The following is a 17,645-nucleotide window of genomic DNA, read 5'->3' on the forward strand; positions in this document are numbered from 1 at the left end:
TTAACGCATCAGTCCGGTTCGCCAGGCCCAGGCGGCCACTTCGACCCGGTTGCGGGCGGCGATTTTCGCCTGCACCGCGCCGAGGTGCGTCTTCACCGTCGACAGCGACAGGTACAGCTCGGTCCCGATCTCGGTGTTCGTCAGCCCGCGGGCCGCCGCGCGCACGACGTCGGTCTCGCGCTCGGTCAGCGCCACCGCGGGCTCGACAGGCTTCGCCGCGAAGTGCCGCAGCAGGCGCACCGTGATCTGCGGCGACACCAGCGCGTCGCCGCGCACGGCCGCGCGGACGGCCTCCATCAGCAGCGCCGGGCCCGCGTCCTTGAGCAGGAACCCGCTCGCGCCGTTGGCCAGCGCGGTGTGCACGTACTCGTCGAGGTCGAACGTGGTGACCACGACGACCTTGAGCGGGTCGGCCACCTGCGGACCCGCGAGCGCCCGGGTGACCTCCAGGCCGTCCAGCCCGGGCATTCGGATGTCGAGCAGGCACACGTCAGGCCGCAGTTCGCGCGCCCGCGCCACCGCGGCAAGACCGTCGGCCACGTCGGCGACGACCTCCATGTCGTCCTGGGTCTCCAGGATCATTCGGAAGCCCGCGCGCACCATCTCCTGGTCGTCGGCGATCAGGATGCGGATCACGGTTCGTCCTTTCGCAGCGGGATCCGGGCGTCCACGGTCCAGCCCGCGGTCTCGCCCGGGCCTGCGGCGAACCGGCCGCCGAGCAGGTCGACCCGTTCGCGCATGCCGACCAGACCGTAGCCGCCGGACCCGCCGGTCGGCCGCACCGCCGCCGTCTCGGCGTCGTCGGTCACCCGCACGTGCAGTTCGTCCACTGTGGTCTTGATGTCGACCCGCACCGTCCGGGCGTTCGCCGCGTGCTTGCCCACATTGGTCAGGGATTCCTGCACGAGCCGCAGCACCGAGCCGCCCGCCTCCGGCGGCAGCGTGCTCGGCAGGTCCAGTTCCATGTGGACTGTCGGTCCGGTGAAGTCGTCGGCGAGCGCGCGCAGGTCGGCCGCCAGATCCGTGGTCGCCTGCCTGGCCGCCGCCGAACTGCCCGCGGGCGCCGCGCCGCGCATGCTGCCCACCAGCATCCGCATGGCGGCCAGCGCCTCGGTGCCGCTGCGCTCGATCTTGCCCAGCGCGACCACCGCCGCCGTCGGGTTCGCCGTCGCGACCAGCGACGCGGCCTGCGCCTGCACGACGATCCCCGTCACGTGGTGGGCCACCACGTCGTGCAGCTCGCGGGCCAGCGCCATCCGCTCGGCCTGCTGCGCGCCCGTCACCGCGACGTGCACGGTCTGGGTGCGCTCCCGGTCGCGCGCGCGAAAGTACTGCCCGGCGGCCAGCGACAGCAGCAGCAGGAACGCCGCGATCAGCAGGAACTCGCGCAGCTCGCTCGGCCTGCCGCCCACGAACGCCGTCATCGCGACCGCGAGCAGGTCGGCGCCGACCAGCGCGCCGACGCTGATCGCGGCCTGCTGCCGGTCGGCGTAGCGCACGACGTAGGCCACCAGCGCCATGTGCGCGGCGGCCATCGTCAGCGGCGCGGGGAACACCGAGAAGGTGCCCATCACCAGCCCGAGCGGGGCCAGGGTCAGCGCGGCCACCGCGGCAACGACCGCCGCGGTGATCGTCCAGCGGACAGCCGCGCGGGGACCGAGGAACGCGCAGCCCGCCGTCGCCAACGCGGCCACCACCGGCACCAGCGCGAACAACGCCCGCGCGTCGCGGAACTGGAAGTAGTCGACCGCGGCCACCAGGTCGATGAAGAACAGGAAGGTGAGCGCCGCGCCGAGCGGCCACTGCCCGCGCAGGAACTCGCGCGTCGGCTGGTCGAGCCGCTGTTCGCTCGACATCCGCAACAGGACGCCGAGCGCGACCGCGCCGCTCACCACGACCAGCCCGGTCAACAGGGTGTAGACCAGCCCCCGGTCCACCATCGTGCCGAGCCGCGGCGCCCGGATGGCCATCGAGCCCACCGCGGCCAGCACGAGTGCGGTCGCGCACCCGGCGGCCACCCAGCGCCCGCACCGCCACACCACGATGACCACCAAAGCCGCACCCGCCAGCCCCTCGGTCAGCATCAGGTAATCGATCCCGGGGAACCCCCGGTCGACGGCGCCCACCCCGCGCAACAGCGCCGACGTGCCCAGCACCGCGGCCACCCCGGCGAGCGCGCCCACCACCGGCAGCCGCAGCGCGAGGAACACGCACGCGATCAGCGGCAGCGGCAGCGCGGCGGCCAGCACGTCGCCGCCGCCCAGCCCGAACACGAGCAGGTCGAACAGGTAGGCCAGGGCGAGCAGGCCCGCCAACCAGCGGCGCGCGGTTGCTTGGGAGTCCATGGCGGAGAACCTAGGGCCGCGCGCCCGCCCCCGCCTCGGCCGAGTGGCGCGCGCGGGTCGGCCGATCGGCCACTGCCCGCCGCCCCAGCGCGGGCCGGTCGGCCACCGTGTCCCACCCGTCCGACCGATCCGCCGGACCCGGTCTCGGCGAGAGGCTGTGAGCAGCGAAACAACACCTGGAGGTGCTCGAAGATGGTGACCGCGGTGCTCGTCTGGATCGGGATCGTGCTGGGGCTCGGCCTGCTGCTGGTGATGGCCATCGGCCCGGTGATCGTCGACCTCGACGCCAAGCTCTACGAACGCAAGCACAACCGCACCCGGGCGGCCCGCCAGGCCGAGGTCGGCGCCGCCGAGGACGCCCGCGCGGCCCGCCGCCGCCCGATGCCCGCGGTCTAGCCGGGTTGGCAGAACCCCCGGCAAAGTCTGCGAGACTGACCCGGTGGATCGTGCCGCGCACCAAGCCGACATCGGACCGATGACCCTGGCGGAGCTGACCGCCCGCCAACGCGCCTTCGTCGAGGCCCGTGACTGGGGCCCGTTCCACACCCCGAAGAACCTGGTGATGGCCCTGACCGGCGAGGTCGGCGAACTGACCGAGCTGTTCCAGTGGCTCACCCCGGACCAGGCCGCCGCCGCGTCGACCGACCCGGTCACCGGCCCCAAGATCGCCGACGAACTGGCCGACGTCCTCCTCTACCTGATCCGCCTGGCCGACGTCCTCGACGTCGACCTCATCGCGGCCGCCAACGCCAAGATCGACCGCAACGAGGTCCGCTTTCCGGTGTCCGCGGGCCCATCGGGCTTGCGCAGACTCCCCACCGAGAGCCCCGAATAACCGTCGCGCCCGAATGGCAGGCAAGGTGCCGTCGAGAGGTGCGACTCGCGGGTGACCAGATGCCACGCACCTGCAACGTCGCGGTGTTGCCTGAAGGGCCATCTCAGGGTGATGATAGTGCATGATAGAACATATGTTCGAGCATGACTGACGGGAGGAGATGGCGAAGGGGCGATGACCAACGAGACGGTGGCCGATCCGTTCGGCGGGGCTGATCGAGAGATCCGCCCCGCCGGCTCTAAAGTGTCCGGCATGGCCCGGTGGGACGACGAGGAGCGAGCGGCGCTGGTCGCACTCCTGCGGGTGCGCCCGTCTGGGTTGTCCTGGTCCGAGGTCGCCGCGGAGGTCGCGGGTACGGACAGTGCTCGGATGATCTGGGACCAGCGGTGTCCGCCGGATCTGTTCACCTCCGACGATGTCATAGTCCAAGCGCGACGCGACATCATCGCGTGGAATGACGGGGACTATCGGTTCCTCACCTTTGCTGATCACGACTACCCGGTGCAGTTGCGCGAAGTCCACCAGTTTCCGCCGGTCATCTTCGCGCGTGGGACTTTGCGTGCCGATGATGTCGGCGTCTGCGTCGTGGGCGCACGCACGGCCTCGTCCACTGGATTGTCGAACGCCGCGCAGATCGCGCGATTGCTCGTCGAGCGGGACCTCACGGTCATCTCGGGTTTGGCTGCCGGGCTCGACACAGCGGCGCATGTGTCGGCACTGGACCACGGCGGACGGACGGTCGCCGTCATCGGCACCGGAATCGAGCGGCACTATCCGGCCGCGAACCGTGACCTGCAGAATCGAATTGCGACGAATGGACTTGTCCTCTCCCAGTTCTGGCCGGATGCGCCGCCGACGAAGTCGAGTTTCCCGATGCGGAACGCCACGATGAGCGCGTACGGGCGAGCGACGGTAATTGTCGAGGCAGGCGAGAAGAGCGGTGCCCGGATCCAAGCCCGAACAGCAGTCGCACACGGGAGGCCGGTTATCCTGATGGACTCCGTCGCCTTGGGCACCCAATGGGGACGAGCTTTGCACGGGCAGCCGGGTGTGCTGGTTGCATCGACACCGGCGGACGTAGTGGGCCATGTCGACTCGATTATTCGGCACGACCAGGAGTTCGCTCGCCTACTGGCATCGGCGCGCGGGTAGTCATGAACACGGTGGCGGTCCAGCTCCAACAGATGCTGCGGCAGCGGGTTGGCGCATTCTTTCGCAACACCATCCGGGTCGACGGCGAGACCTGTGCTGTGTGCACGGGGCCTGCCGCCGGAGCATTGTGTCCGAAATGTCGAGAGCACGCCGCCGGGTTCGCTGACCGATTAGCCGACGTGGTCGTCATCCTGACTTACGTCCGTGGGCGGACAGTCGGATCGATACATCAGTCCGCCCACACGGTTGTAACCTACAAGCGGCAGCAACCTCAGCCGGCACCGAAGTGCGCGAAAGACATGGCGATGATGATCGGCGTTGCCGAGGCTCTGCACGGCCGATGCATTGCCAGGGCCGCAGGAGAGCCGTGGTCAGCGGTGACCTTCGTGCCGTCGGACAAACGCCCGGGAGCCACGCATCCGTTGGCGGCATTGGCTCGTCAGATCCAAACGAACAACGAGAGTCGCAATCGCCTTCTGTTGGGTATCGGTCCGGGTTTCGCCGCCATGCCCGACCGAACCGTTCGCGAGGACAGATTCGTCGTTCCCGCCGAGTACGCCGACCGCGTCCGTGACCGCCATGTCCTGCTGGTCGAGGACACCTGGACATCTGGAGCGAAGGCGCAGTCGGCTGCCGTGACGCTGCACGACGCTGGGGCCAAGTGGGTGACGGTGCTTTGTGTCGCTCGGTGGTGCCGGGACGACTGGGAAGATCACAAGCTCCTGCTCGATCGCTGTGCCGACCCGTATGACGCGATGGTCTGTCCAGTCGCGGGTGGCGACTGCTTGGCCTGAGGCCGCGGTGGTCGTGTCCCGTCCCTCCCCGGGCGGGACACGACCGGCGGCTCCCCTGTGCGGGAGTCTCAGCCGCGCGTGACCGTCTTGCGCAGGCGGTTCAGCGCGCGGTGCTGCGCGACGCGGACGGCTTCGGGGGTGGTGCCGACGACGTCGGCGGTTTCCTGGGCGGACATGCCCATCACGATGCGCATGATGAGGATGTCGCGCTGGCGGGGGGTGAGAGCGCGCAGCAGCGTGCCGGTCTGCTCGACCAGTTCGTGGCGCAGGGTGATCTGCTCCGGGCCGTCCTCCAGGCTCATCACGTCGGGGGCCTCGGCGGTGGGGTCGGACTTGTCGCGGGCGTTGGCGCGGTGCACGTCGGCGATCTTGTGGGCGGCGATGCCGTAGACGAACGACAGGAACGGGCGCCCGAGCTGCTGGTAGCCCGGCAGCGCGCGGAACACCGCGACACACACCTCCTGGGCGACGTCGTCGGCGCTGCTGAACGAGCGCGGCATGCGGCCGAGCTTGGCCCGGCAGTACCGCACGACCAGCGGGCGCAGGAACACCAGCAACTGGTCGACCGCCGTGGCGTCCCCGGCGATCGCGGCGGACACGACGACATCGAGGTTGTCCCGCTCGACGCGGACAACGGGGCGCGGGCCGAACCGGACGGGCTTCGCGATGTCCTTCAGCGAGGCTTCGAGCGCCGCGAGCTCTTCGTCCAGCTCCACCGTGCACAACATCGGGTACCTCCTGCGCCAAGGGCGGTGACTCTCACCCCTAACAGAGCGCGGGAGGTTCGCCGAAATACAGGTCGGAAGCCTCTATTTCGGCGCTACGGCGTCTTTCTCGGTCCCGTTGCACACCGCGTACATCTGATCACACTGGGCGGTCCAATTGGTAGAGGTCGTTTTCCCGCATGATCCGAATGACCTTCGCCGCGTATTCGGGGTCGGTCGCGTACCGTTTCGCGACCTCGGTGACGAACGCGTCCGGGTCGGCGGCCAGCGGCAGCGCGGCGACGTAGTACTGGCTCTTGGTGATCAACCGGCCGTAGTCGCGGAACGAGTCCGTCATCGAGGTGTAGACCCGGAACAGCGCCTGCGCGGGGTGGCAGTCCGGGGTGCACTCGATGGTCGGGTAGTCGTGGCAGCCGACGGCGATCGGGCCGGGGCCCGCGGCGGTGCACTTGAAGCCGAAGAAGTTCAGGTCGTTGAGCGCGAGCCTGCTGCGGCCCCACGCCGACTCCAGAATGGACTGTCCGGCGGTGACCGACGCCGGGATGCCGTACTCGGCGGCGACCGCCTGGGCGGCGGGACCGGCAATGGCCAGGTATTCGTCGTCGGTGCCGCGCAGCGCTTCGGCGCGCACCCGGTCCTGGTCGATCGTGGCCGCGGCCGTTCCCGGCGCCACCAGCAGCGCGGCGAGAACCCCGACCATGGTCAGCCAGATGCGCATCGTGCCTCCGCTCGTCGATCCGAGCGTTGACGGCGTCGACCGGAGCCGCAACCCGACGTCACCCGGTCGAGTCAGACGACCAGCCCGGTGCGCTGTACGCACAGGTCCCACAGTTCCTTGCGGGTCTGCGGGTCGTCGTGCTGCCAGGGCAGGTAATGCGTGGGCCGCACCCGCCGGTCGTGCCAGAACTTGCCGCTGACCCGGCCCGGCTCGACCGCGCCTGCCAGCCACACGATGGTGTCGGCGCCCTGCTCCGGGCTGCGCAGCAGCGGACCCATGACCTTGGTGAACCCCGGCAGCGACGCGCTGACGCCCGGGGTGTCCGCCCAGCCGGGGTGCGTGCTGTGCACGATCACACCGTCGTCGGCGAGCCGCTTGGCCCACTGCTCGGCCAGCACCACCTGCATGCGCTTGGTCCGCGCGTACGCCTTGCCGCCCGCGTACTCGCCGCGGGTGTACTGCGGGTCGTCGGTGCGCAGCGGGCTGGTGTACATCCCGCCGGAGGTCACGAAGGTCACCCGACCGCGCGCGTGCGCCAGCGCGGGCCGCAGCAGGCCGGTGAGCAGGAACGGGCCGAGCACGTGCGTGGCGAGGGTGACCTCGTTGCCCTCGGCGGTCTCCTCCCGCCGCGGCGGGAGCGTGCCCGCGTTGTGCACGAGCCCGTCGAGGCTGCCGTGCGCGGCGAGGAACTTCGCGGCGAATTCCCGCACGCTCGCCAGGTTCGCCACGTCACACGTCCACAGTTCGAGGTGCGCGCCGGGTACCTGCTCGGCAACCTCGCGCCGGGCGCGCTCGCCCTTCGCCGCGTCGCGGACCAGCAGGTGCACCGTGGCCCCGAGCCGCGCGAGTCCGGTGACCGCGGCCTTGCCCAGGCCCGAGTTCGCCCCGGACACCAGGACCGTGCACCCGTCGAGCGCGTCCGGGCGGGCGTCGGCGGGCCAGAACCGGCTGCGCATCGCGTAGCCGATCTTGGTGTACCCGGGCACGATCGCCCGGTCCAGCACCGTGTCCAGGATGTTCGTGCCCACGCTCATGGCTCGACGCTAGTCGCGGCGCGGGCCGCCCGCTGAATGTCCACAGTGGACAAGCTTGACAAGAGGGCCCGAATCGCGCAACCTGAAGTAACTGTTACTTGTCGTAACATGCTCGAAGGGTGGAGGACATGGCGCGTGCCCGGCAGTCCAGAGACGCCGACCAGGTCGGTTCCCGACTCCTCGACGCGTCGGTGCGCAACACCTACGACCCCCACCTGGACATCGACTGGAGCGCGCCGCCGGTCGAGGGCAAGGCGTACATGCCGCTCGAACGGGTGTCCCTCTACGGCACCGACCTGTGGCGCGGGCTCAGCCCCGAGCAGCGCACCGAGTTGTCCAAGCACGAGATGGCCAGCATCGCGAGCGTCGGGCTGTGGTTCGAGATCATCCTGATGCAGTTGCTCGTCCGCTACGCCTACGACCGCGACCCGCGCAGCCCGCACACCCAGTACGCGCTCACCGAGGTGGGCGACGAGACCCGGCACACGATCATGTTCGCCAAGGCCATCGAGCGCTTCGAGGTGCCTGCCTACGGCCCGTCGCGGCTGCTGCACGAACTCGGCCGCGTGTTCAAGGCGGTCGCGGGCGGCCCGTCGATGTTCGCCGCCGTGCTCGTGGCCGAGGAAGCCACGGATCGATTGCAGCGCAGCACAATGGACGACACGAACATGCAGCCGCTGATCAGGATGGTCAACCGCATCCACGTGATCGAAGAGGCCCGGCACGTCCGCTACGCGCGGGAGGCGGTGGTGCGCGGCGTGCCCAAGCTCAACCGCGCGCAGTTGGAACTGCACCGGCTGGCCACCGCGGTCACGTCGTTCGCGGTGATCGACTCGCTGGTCGATCCGCGCGTCTACCGGTCGGTCGGCATCGCCCCGCGGGTGGGCCGGGCGGCGGCGCTGGCCAACCCGCACTTCCGCGAGACCCGGCGCTGGATGGTCGAGAAGGTCGTCGAGTTCCTCGCCGAGGTCGGCATGATCGGCGGTCCGTCGAGGACTGTCTGGCGGCGCGCGAAGTTGCTCGGCTAGCCGGAATTCGTTGGTGCGCCGAGGTGATCACGTCCTAACCTGGCGCCATGGCAGCGACCACGATCACGGGAACCAACGTCGACATTCGACTGTGGACTCGACCGGACACGGTCGAGGACCAGGCGATGCGGCAGCTGCAGAACATCGCCGCGCTGCCGTGGACCTTCAAGCACGTCGCCGTCATGCCCGATGTGCACTACGGCAAGGGCGCCACGGTCGGCTCGGTGATCGCGATGCGCGACGCCGTCTCGCCCGCGGCGGTCGGGGTGGACATCGGCTGCGGCATGTCCGCGGTGCGCACCTCGCTCGCGGCGAACGACCTGCCCGCCGGGCTGGGCAAGCTGCGCTCGAAGCTGGAGGCCGTGGTACCGGTCGGCTTCGGCGCGCACAAGGGCACCGCGTTCACCGACCGCGACGCCGCCGACTGGGACGTGTTCTGGAAGGCGTTCGAGAACCTGACCCCGGTGGTGAAGGCCAACAGCGCCAAGGCTTTGCAGCAGATGGGCACCCTCGGCGGCGGCAACCACTTCATCGAGATCTGCTTGGACACCAGCAAGCGGGTGTGGGTGATGCTCCACTCAGGATCCCGCGGAATCGGAAACCTGTTGGCGCAGCACCACATCGAGGTGGCGCGTGGGCTCGCGCACAACGCGGAGTTGCCCGACCGCGACCTCGCGGTGTTCCTCGCGGGTACGCCGCAGATGGCCGCGTACCGGCACGACCTGTACTGGGCGCAGGAGTACGCGCGGCGCAACCGCGCCGTCATGCTCCGCCTGATCTGCGACGTGCTGCGCGCCGAGTTCGAGTTCATCGAGTTCGACGAGCCGATCTCGGTGCACCACAACTACGTCGCCGAGGAGGTGCATTTCGGCGAGGAGGTGCTGGTCACCCGCAAGGGCGCGATCCGCGCGGGCCGCGGCGACCTCGGCATCATCCCGGGGTCGATGGGCACCGGGTCCTACGTCGTGCGCGGCCTCGGCAACCCGGACTCGTTCGAGTCTGCCTCGCATGGCGCGGGCCGCCGGATGTCGCGCACCAAGGCCCGCAAGCGCTTCACCCGCCAGGATCTGGCCGACCAGACCCGCGGCGTCGAGTGCCGTAAGGACACCGGCGTCGTGGACGAGATCCCGGCCGCCTACAAGGACATCGACCAGGTTCTGCGTGACCAGGACGACCTCGTGGAGATCGTGGCGAAGCTCAAGCAGGTCATCTGCATCAAGGGCTAGGCAAATGGCCCGCTCACCCGGCAAGTCGGGTGAGCGGGCCGTTGTCAGCCCCAGCCGAGTTCGTGCAGGCGGGCGTCGTCGATGCCGAAGTGGTGGGCTATCTCGTGCACCACGGTGATCGCGACCTCCTCCACCACGTCTTCCTCCGTGTCGCAGAAGTCCAACAGGGCCTCGCGGTAGATGAAGATCCGGTCGGGCAGTTCGCCCCCGTACATCGACGTGCGCTCGGTCAGGGCGATGCCGTGGTAGAGCCCGAGCAGGGTCGGCTCCTCCGGGTCGCGGTCCTCGACCAGCACCACCACGTTGTTCATCGCGGTCGCTATCTCCGCCGGGATCAGGTCGAGCGCGTCGGCCACCAGTTCGTCGAACCGCTGCCGGGTCATCTCCACGGCCACCGGCTCACCCGCCGGACGTGGTGGGCGGCGCCGTCGAGGTGGGCGCGGCCGTCGTGGTGGGCGCGGCCGTCGCGCGGACGCTGCCGGTGATCGGGGCGAGGCCCAGGCCGTCGGGCAGCTTCGCGCCGACCTTGCAGTCGACCTTGCGCGACCCGACCGCCCAGCTCTCCGCCTTGAGCGTGTCTGGATACGGGGTAAGCCCCTTCGCCGTGAGGTCGGCGCCGCCGGTATAGGCACCCGTGACCTCGGCGCACAGCTCGATCGCCTTCTCGGTCTGCGCCTCCTCGGTCGGGTACTCGCCGGGGAAGGCCGTCGACAGGTCGACGCTGCCGACGATCTCGAACGCGTGCGGCCGCGCGCAGTCGACCGGGTCGCCGATGTCCTGTTCGTCGAGCGCCAGACAGATGCCGGGCTCGTTGACGTTGGACTGGTCCTGGTTGGCCGCCGAGCCCGCGGTCGTCAGCAGGGCCCCGGACGGCGCGGCGCGCTGCAGGCCGCAGCGCAGCTTGCGGTCGCCTGCGCGCCACTGGGCGTCGCTCGGCTTGAGGGCGTTGACGGTGAAGCGACCGAACGGGTCGAGCTTGCCGCCGAGGTAGGTGACCGCGCCGGGGGTGCACTTGGCCAGCGCGATCTCCTGCCAGCGGGCCAGCTCGGGCGGCGGCGCGTCGTCCGGGTGTTCGGCGGAGATGTCGACGTTGCTGGTGACCTCGAACAGGTGCGGCTGCGCGCAGTCGACCCGGCGCACGTCGGTGCCCTCCGGCGGGGTCCAGTTCAGGCAGCTCCCGGTGGGTGAGTCGAACGCCTGTGCCCGCGCGTCCTCGGGCGTCTGCGCGCCGCCGCCGACCGCGATCGGCCAGGAGAACAGCATGCTCAGGACCAGGAGCAGCAGCGAACCGGCGAACGCCCCGACCATCATCAGCCGGGTCTTCGCCGTATTGTCGTTCGACCGGAACCAGTCGCCGCTGCCAGACATCCACTCCATGATGCCGTGTCCCGACCCGGGACGTGCCCGGCGGGGCGGCGATCGAGGGGAAGGTTCAGATTGCGATCAGGACAATCAGCCGACGTCACCCGTCCGGTGTCGGTACTGTTCGCGCCGGGAGGGGTGCATGACTGACAACGACAAGCCGACGAACTCCGGCGACTCCACCCGGGAGCCGAAGGACTTCGAGGTCACCGAGGGCACGATCGAACCCAAGGCCGAGACCCCGGGAGCCACCGACCCCGAGGTCGTCGACTGGCAGGAACGCGCCGCCGAGCCACAGCGCACGCGCGGCACCGTCTCCTACCAGGACGAGTCCACCACCGCGCGGGAGCCGACGCTCGCCGAACGCCGAGCCCGCCGCAAGGCGCTGGACGACGAGCGCGAAGCCCAGTACGCCATCGAACGCGAGGCGGCGCGCAAGAAGAAGCTGCGCAAGCGCATCCTCATCGGCAGCGGCGTCACCGTCGGCGTGGTCGCGGTTGTCGCGGTCATCTACGCCGCGGTCACCCCAGACGAGGTCACCGCCCAGTGCGTCGCCAACGACGACCAGGTGATCCAGTCCGACGAGAACCTCTGCGACGAGAACTACGTGCGCAGCCAGGGCGGCTACTCCAGCGGCGGGTTCTTCTTCATCCCGATCGGCGGCGGCGGATACCGGCAGTACGGATACAACTACGGCGGCTCGGGCGTTCCCGGCCAGCGGGTGTCCGGCGGCTCGTCCATCGCGCCGTCGGGCAACACCAACGTCAAGACGGCCTCGGGCAAGTCCGTGCAGCGCGGCGGCCTCGGCGTCAACAGCAGCAGCGGCGGAAAGAGCGGGGGTAGCTGAGTGCGCCGTGAGCGCTCCGAGCCCCGCGCCGACTGGCGCAAGAAGATCGAATCCCAGGGGCTGGTCTTCGGCACACCCGCGCGCACCGGCACCGGCGGCACCCGCCCGTACTGGGACGAGTCGGTGCACTACGTGTTCGACATGGACGAGGTTCTCTCCATCGAGGCCGACGTCGAACTGCTGCACTCGATGTGCCTCGACGCCGTCGACCACATCGTGCTGACCGAGCGTTACCGCGACTTCGGCATCCCCGAGTGGGTGTGGCCACACGTCGGCGAGTCCTGGAAGCGGCACGACCCGCACATCTACGGCCGGTTCGACCTGCGCTTCGACGGCTCCGGCCCGGCCCGGCTGCTGGAGTACAACGCCGACACCCCGACCTCCCTGCTGGAGGCGGCCGTCGTGCAGTGGTACTGGAAGACCGAGGTCTACCCCGACGACGACCAGTGGAACTCCATCCACGAGAAGCTGGTCGAGCGCTGGGCCGAGGTGGCCGACCTGCTCCCGTCGAGCGAGGTGTATTTCACCTGGTCACAGGCCGACCCCAGCGGTGAGGACCACATCACGACCGCGTACCTGCAGGAGACCGCGGCCGAGTCCGGCCTCAACACCATCGGTCTGGCCATCGAGGAGATCGGCTGGGACCCGGTGCTCAACCGGTTCGTAGACCTCGCCGAGGCGCCGCTGAACACGGTGATGAAGCTCTACCCGTGGGAGTGGGTCGTCGACGAGGAGTTCGGCAAGCGGGTGATCGAGTCGCTGCCCCGCACACTGTGGGTCGAGCCGTTGTGGAAGATGCTGCTGTCCAACAAGGCCATCCTCGCGGTGCTCTGGGAGATGTACCCCGGCCACCCGAACCTGCTGCCCGCGTTCCTCGACGATCCCGGCCTGCTCACCGAGTACGTGCGCAAGCCGCGGCTCGGGCGCGAGGGCGCCAACATCCAGATCGTGGCCCCCGGCTACGAGACCCAGACCAGCGGCGTCTACGGCCAGGAGGGGTTCGTCTACCAGGCGTTCGACCCGCTGCCGGACTTCGACGGCTATCGTCCGGCCCTCGGCGCCTGGATCGTCGGGGACCACGCAGCGGGCCTCGGCATCCGGGAGACCGCCGGACTGGTGACCGACGACGGCGCGGCGTTCGTGCCCCACCGGATACCGCAGGCATGATTTCCACCGGCAAGACCAGCAAGCTCATGGAGGACGTGTGACCAGTCATCTCGCCGCGGTGTCGAACCTCGCGCTGCCCGCAGGCTTCGGCGCCGATCTCGGCAAGGGCATCGGCGCGATCGTGCTGTACGCGGTCGTCGGCCTGATCCTGATGCTGATCGGCTTCTACGCCATCGACTGGACCACCCCGGGCAAGCTCTCGGACCTGGTTCGCACCGGCAAGCCGAACGCGGTGATCGTGACCGCGTCCGGCATGCTCAGCATGGCGCTGATCATCGTGGTGGCGATCTTCTTCTCCGCCAGCGACCTGACGGCGGGCCTGATCACCTCGGTCGTCTACGGCCTGATCGGCATCATCGTGCAGGTGCTCGCCGTGCGGACGCTGGAGTGGGTCACCAAGCTCGACGTCGGCGGCACCATCGAGCAGGAGAAGTTCGCCCCGGCCAGCGTCGTGGTCGCCGCGGTGCACATCGCGCTGGGTCTGATCGTCGCGGTCGCCATCTCGTAGGGCGGATACCGGTCGAGGTCGATCACGGGTGCGGACTACTCTCACACACCGTGATTGACCTCAAGGTTCTGCGCGAAGACCCGGAGACCGTGCGCGCATCGCAGCGCGCCCGCGGCGAAGACCCGACGACGGTCGACGCACTGCTGTCCGCCGACGAGCGGCGCCGTTCCGCGATCTCCCGCGCGGACACCCTGCGGGCCGAGCAGAAGCAGTTCGGCAAGCAGGTCGGCAAGGCGCGCGGCGAGGAGCGCGAGGCGCTGCTGGCCAAGGGCAAGGAGCTGTCGGCCGAGGTCAAGGCAGCCGAAGTCGAGCAGACCGAGGCCGAGTCGGCGTTCGTCGAGCTGCACCGGGCGGTGCCGAATGTGGTCCACCCGGCCGCCCCGGTCGGCGGCGAGGACGACTACGCCGTGCTGGAACACGTCGGCGAGCCGCGCGAGTTCGACTTCGAGCCGCTCGACCACCTGGATCTCGGGACGCGCCTGGGCGCGCTCGACATGGAGCGCGGCGCCAAGGTGTCCGGCTCGCGGTTCTACTTCCTCACCGGCATCGGCGCGCAGTTGCAGTTGGCGCTGCTGAACATGGCCGCGGCCCAGGCCGCGGCCGCCGGGTTCACCCTGATGATCACCCCGGTGCTGGTGCGGCCGGAGATCATGGCCGGCACCGGCTTCCTCGGCGCCCACGCGAGCGAGATCTACCGCCTGCGCGACGACGACCTGTACCTGGTCGGCACGTCCGAGGTGGCCCTGGCGGGTTACCACGCCGACGAGATCCTCGACCTGTCCGCGGGCCCGAAGCGCTACGCGGGCTGGTCGAGCTGCTTCCGGCGCGAGGCCGGGTCGTATGGGAAGGACACCCGCGGCATCATCCGCGTGCACCAGTTCGACAAGGTCGAGATGTTCTCCTACTGCAAGCCGGAGGACGCCGAGGCCGAGCACCAGCGCCTGCTCGGCTGGGAGCAGGAGATGCTGGCCAAGATCGAGGTGCCGTACCGGATCATCGACACGGCCACCGGCGACCTGGGCACCAGCGCCGCCCGCAAGTTCGACTGCGAGGCATGGATTCCCACCCAGCGCGCCTACCGCGAACTGTCCTCGACGTCGAACTGCACCACCTTCCAGGCCCGCCGCCTGACCGTCCGCTACCGCGACGAGCACAACAAACCGCAGGTCGCCGCCACACTCAACGGCACCCTGGCGACCACGCGGTGGATCGTGGCCATCCTGGAGAACCACCAGCAGGCCGACGGCTCCGTGGTGGTCCCGCAAGCCCTGCGCCCGTTCCTCGGCCGCGACGTCCTGGAACCGGTCTAGCCGAACACAGCGCACTTGGACGGCCGCTCTGTGTAACTTCCAACAGAAGTGCCATTTCCGTTGTAGCATGCCGTCATGGATCTGTCTCGTTTCACTGCACCTGCCTTTGGTGTCGTGACTACCACCCCAATCAGTGGATGGAGTTTTCCGCACTTCGAGCCTGCAGCGCTCTCTCGTGAGGTCGTTGTTTCGCCGGACACGTTGATTGCTTTGTCGAAAGCCGATGTCGCGCTCGGCAGGCTCACCGGAGTTGGCAGGCTTATTCCCAACCCCGCAATCCTGGTGCAGCCGTACCTGACTCGCGAAGCTGTGGCTAGCTCGCGGATAGAGGGAACGGAGGCATCCCTTTCCGACGTATTTCAGGCTGAAGCCTCGGAAGCGCCTACCGAGAACGAAGACATCATGGAGGTCATGAACTATCAGCGGGCTCTGCGGGTAGGCATGAGCCTGCTGGAGGAGTTGCCGGTGTCGCTCGGGTTGGTCCGACAAGTTCATGCGGCGCTGTTGTCCGGGGTTCGAGGCGAAGACAAGTTTCCGGGAGAGTTTCGAAACAGGCCGGTGTGGATCGGCTCACCAACTGACTCGCCGGAAACGGCTGCGTACGTGCCTCCGCTGCCTGGCACGTTGCAAGAGCACCTGAAAGACTGGGAATCCTTCGTCAACGAGGATGTCAGGATGCCCGTGCTGATCAAGTGCGCCATCATGCACTACCAGTTCGAGACCATCCATCCATTCTTGGACGGTAACGGCCGCATCGGACGCCTCTTGATAATGTTGATGCTGCTTGAGCAGAAAGTCCTTGAACTTCCATTGTTGTACGTAAGTGCGTATATGGAAGACAACCGACAAGAGTACTATTCTCGACTCCAGTCCGTTCGAGAACGTGGCGAACTTCAGGAGTGGCTCCAATTCTTCCTGACTGCTGTTCAGCGGCAAGCTGTGGACGCTGAAACTCGCGCAGGAAAGATTATCGCGATTCGAGAGAGATTTCGAGCCGAACTCCGGGGTAGCAAGAGTCGGGCAAGTGAAGTCGTCGACCTACTCTTTGCGAACCCGTTTGTCAATGTCCGTAGAGTCGAGAACGCCTTGCGGATGACAAATCAGGGTGCTCGAAATCTGATTGATTCGCTAGAGAAGCGAGGATTCGTCTCAAGGCTCGGTCAAGTCGGTCGCGGGGGAAGAATTTTCTGGGTGGCAGACGAGATCTTTGCGGCGGTGTCGTGAGGCGTTTGATCGCAGTCGTAAGGGTTCAAGATCCATGGAGCACTGTGTCAGCGATCAAACCGGTGCATCGTTGGAGCGTTGACGGGCGCATCCAAGTGTCGTTGGAGCGTCGGTACAACGTTCCAACGTTATGGGGTGCATCGTTGGAGGGTTGACGGGCTGAGATTCTGGTCTAGCCGACCTGGTCGGCGACGTGCTTGCCGATCTCCAGCGCGCAGGTGGCGGCCGGTGACGGGGCATTGAGCACGTGCACCTGGTTCGGCGCGGTCTCGATCACGAAGTCCTGCACCATCGACCCGTTCGGCAGCAGCGCCTGCGCCCGCACACCGGCACCCGAGCGCACGATGTCGTCCGGGCCGACCGCGGGTACCAGCTTCGCCAGGCTCGCGGCAAAGCGGCGCTTGGACAGTGAGCGTCGTACTTCGTCGAGGCCGATCGGGTAGGCGTATTTGCGGGCCAGGCGCCAGGCGCCGGGGTAGCGGGCGGTGTCGAGCAGGTCCGCGGCCGAGATGTCGCGCCAGCGGTAGCCCTCGCGGCGCAGTGCCAGCACGGCGTTGGGGCCCGCGTGCACACTGCCGTCGAGCATGCGGGTCAGGTGGACGCCGAGGAACGGCAGCGACGCGTCGGGGACGGGGTAGATCAGGCCGCGGACGAGGTGCGCGCGCTCCGGTTTGAGCTCGTAGTACTCGCCGCGGAAGGGGACGATGCGGGCCTGGGGGGTGAGCCCGGCCATCCGGGCGATCCGGTCGCTGTGCAGGCCCGCGCAGTTGACCAGCGCGCCCGCGCGCAGCACCTCGGTGCCGGTCGCCACCTCGACGCCGCCCGGGCGGCCGGGGCGGATGCCGAGCGCGGGAGTGGACAGCCGCAGGTCCGCGCCCGCGGCGGTGAGCAGCCGGACCAGGGCCGCGCACACCGCGGGGAAGTCGATGATGCCGGTGGACTCCACTCGCAGCGCCGACACGCAGGCCACCTCGGGCTCGTAGTCCCGCGCCTCCGCCTGGGAGATGAGCTTCGCCGGGACGCCGTTGGCCTCGGCCCGCTCTGCCAGCACCTGGAGGGCGGGCAACTCGCTCTCGCTGGTGGCGACGACGAGCTTGCCGCACACATCGACCGGCACGCCGTGCTCGCGGGCGAACTCGACGATCGAGCGGTTGCCCGCGACCGACATCCGCGCCTTGAACGAGCCCGGCGCGTAGTAGAGCCCGGCGTGCACCACGTTGGAGTTGTGGCCGGTCTGGTGGGCCGCCCAGCCCGCTTCCTTCTCCAGCACCGTCACCTGGTGGCCGCGCCGCACCAGGTCCCGGGCCGTCGCGAGCCCGAGGATGCCCCCGCCGATCACGATCACATGCCGCACGAGCTGATCCTTGTCT

Annotated in this window: 19 protein-coding genes; 11 read left to right on the top strand and 8 right to left on the bottom strand. The window is 68.9% G+C overall.

All coding sequences use genetic code 11. From position 1 onward, the window contains the following. Both ACT4N7_RS18305 and ACT4N7_RS18310 read right to left on the bottom strand, forming a co-directional pair. Entirely contained in the window at positions 1-636 is a 636-nt protein-coding gene (locus ACT4N7_RS18305; RefSeq protein WP_444829975.1) for a response regulator, read from the bottom strand. Then, positions 633-2,345 (bottom strand): sensor histidine kinase, encoded by a 1,713-nt coding sequence (locus ACT4N7_RS18310; RefSeq protein WP_444829976.1) that lies wholly within the window; start codon positions 2,343-2,345, stop codon positions 633-635. The genes ACT4N7_RS18305 and ACT4N7_RS18310 overlap by 4 nt, the downstream gene beginning before the upstream one ends. A 192-nt stretch (positions 2,346-2,537) precedes the next feature. Here ACT4N7_RS18310 and ACT4N7_RS18315 point away from each other — a divergent pair, with 192 nt between their 5' ends. From ACT4N7_RS18315 to ACT4N7_RS18330, 4 genes are all read left to right on the top strand, one after another. Further along, positions 2,538-2,741 (top strand): hypothetical protein, encoded by a 204-nt coding sequence (locus ACT4N7_RS18315; RefSeq protein ID WP_444829977.1) that lies wholly within the window; start codon positions 2,538-2,540, stop codon positions 2,739-2,741. Between the two features lie 79 nt (positions 2,742-2,820). Next, positions 2,821-3,180 (top strand): nucleotide pyrophosphohydrolase, encoded by a 360-nt coding sequence (locus ACT4N7_RS18320; RefSeq protein ID WP_444830010.1) that lies wholly within the window; start codon positions 2,821-2,823, stop codon positions 3,178-3,180. Positions 3,181-3,354: 174 nt separating this feature from the next. Next, the gene (locus ACT4N7_RS18325) at positions 3,355-4,332 is read left to right on the top strand and encodes a DNA-processing protein DprA (protein ID WP_444829978.1); all 978 of its coding nucleotides are present in this window, start codon (positions 3,355-3,357) and stop codon (positions 4,330-4,332) included. Positions 4,333-4,334: 2 nt separating this feature from the next. Then, on the top strand, positions 4,335-5,126 hold the full coding sequence (locus ACT4N7_RS18330; protein ID WP_444829979.1) for a hypothetical protein: 792 nt from the start codon (positions 4,335-4,337) through the stop codon (positions 5,124-5,126). A 68-nt stretch (positions 5,127-5,194) separates the two neighbouring features. Here the strand turns inward: ACT4N7_RS18330 and ACT4N7_RS18335 are convergent, their stop codons facing one another. From ACT4N7_RS18335 to ACT4N7_RS18345, 3 genes are all read right to left on the bottom strand, one after another. Beyond that, positions 5,195-5,854, bottom strand: coding sequence for a sigma-70 family RNA polymerase sigma factor (locus ACT4N7_RS18335; protein ID WP_444829980.1), 660 nt, complete (start codon positions 5,852-5,854; stop codon positions 5,195-5,197). Between the two features lie 136 nt (positions 5,855-5,990). Further along, positions 5,991-6,569 carry a glucosaminidase domain-containing protein gene (locus tag ACT4N7_RS18340; RefSeq protein ID WP_444829981.1) on the bottom strand — a complete coding sequence of 193 codons (579 nt, stop codon included), beginning with the start codon at positions 6,567-6,569 and terminating at the stop codon, positions 5,991-5,993. 71 nt (positions 6,570-6,640) lie between these two features. Then, positions 6,641-7,603: an SDR family NAD(P)-dependent oxidoreductase gene (locus tag ACT4N7_RS18345; protein ID WP_444829982.1), complete on the bottom strand. Its 963-nt coding sequence runs from the start codon at positions 7,601-7,603 to the stop codon at positions 6,641-6,643. 128 nt (positions 7,604-7,731) lie between these two features. Here ACT4N7_RS18345 and ACT4N7_RS18350 point away from each other — a divergent pair, with 128 nt between their 5' ends. Both ACT4N7_RS18350 and ACT4N7_RS18355 read left to right on the top strand, forming a co-directional pair. Beyond that, positions 7,732-8,631 (top strand): AurF N-oxygenase family protein, encoded by a 900-nt coding sequence (locus ACT4N7_RS18350; RefSeq protein ID WP_444829983.1) that lies wholly within the window; start codon positions 7,732-7,734, stop codon positions 8,629-8,631. 47 nt (positions 8,632-8,678) lie between these two features. Beyond that, entirely contained in the window at positions 8,679-9,857 is a 1,179-nt protein-coding gene (locus tag ACT4N7_RS18355; protein WP_444829984.1) for an RtcB family protein, read from the top strand. 44 nt (positions 9,858-9,901) lie between these two features. Here the strand turns inward: ACT4N7_RS18355 and ACT4N7_RS18360 are convergent, their stop codons facing one another. Both ACT4N7_RS18360 and ACT4N7_RS18365 read right to left on the bottom strand, forming a co-directional pair. Next, positions 9,902-10,252: a metallopeptidase family protein gene (locus ACT4N7_RS18360; RefSeq protein ID WP_444829985.1), complete on the bottom strand. Its 351-nt coding sequence runs from the start codon at positions 10,250-10,252 to the stop codon at positions 9,902-9,904. Positions 10,253-10,256: 4 nt separating this feature from the next. Continuing rightward, positions 10,257-11,225: a septum formation family protein gene (locus ACT4N7_RS18365; protein WP_444829986.1), complete on the bottom strand. Its 969-nt coding sequence runs from the start codon at positions 11,223-11,225 to the stop codon at positions 10,257-10,259. A 136-nt stretch (positions 11,226-11,361) separates the two neighbouring features. Between ACT4N7_RS18365 and ACT4N7_RS18370 the strand changes: the two genes are divergently transcribed. The 5 genes from ACT4N7_RS18370 (at position 11,362) to ACT4N7_RS18390 (ending at position 16,275) form a co-directional block, all read left to right on the top strand. Next, a complete protein-coding gene (locus ACT4N7_RS18370) occupies positions 11,362-12,066 on the top strand; it encodes a hypothetical protein (RefSeq protein WP_444829987.1) in 705 nt (234 codons plus the stop codon). Then, positions 12,067-13,233 (top strand): glutathionylspermidine synthase family protein, encoded by a 1,167-nt coding sequence (locus ACT4N7_RS18375; protein WP_444829988.1) that lies wholly within the window; start codon positions 12,067-12,069, stop codon positions 13,231-13,233. A 37-nt stretch (positions 13,234-13,270) separates the two neighbouring features. Further along, positions 13,271-13,741 carry a DUF350 domain-containing protein gene (locus ACT4N7_RS18380; RefSeq protein ID WP_444829989.1) on the top strand — a complete coding sequence of 157 codons (471 nt, stop codon included), beginning with the start codon at positions 13,271-13,273 and terminating at the stop codon, positions 13,739-13,741. A gap of 50 nt (positions 13,742-13,791) precedes the next feature. Continuing rightward, entirely contained in the window at positions 13,792-15,051 is a 1,260-nt protein-coding gene (serS, locus tag ACT4N7_RS18385; protein WP_444829990.1) for a serine--tRNA ligase, read from the top strand. Positions 15,052-15,126: 75 nt separating this feature from the next. Next, the gene (locus ACT4N7_RS18390) at positions 15,127-16,275 is read left to right on the top strand and encodes a Fic family protein (protein ID WP_444829991.1); all 1,149 of its coding nucleotides are present in this window, start codon (positions 15,127-15,129) and stop codon (positions 16,273-16,275) included. Between the two features lie 172 nt (positions 16,276-16,447). Here ACT4N7_RS18390 and lhgO read toward each other — a convergent pair whose 3' ends face one another. After that, a complete protein-coding gene (gene lhgO, locus ACT4N7_RS18395) occupies positions 16,448-17,629 on the bottom strand; it encodes an L-2-hydroxyglutarate oxidase (RefSeq protein ID WP_444829992.1) in 1,182 nt (393 codons plus the stop codon). Positions 17,630-17,645: the final 16 nt, after the last annotated feature.

It is taken from the genome of Actinokineospora sp., from assembly GCF_052390155.1.
GTDB lineage: Bacteria > Actinomycetota > Actinomycetes > Mycobacteriales > Pseudonocardiaceae > Actinokineospora.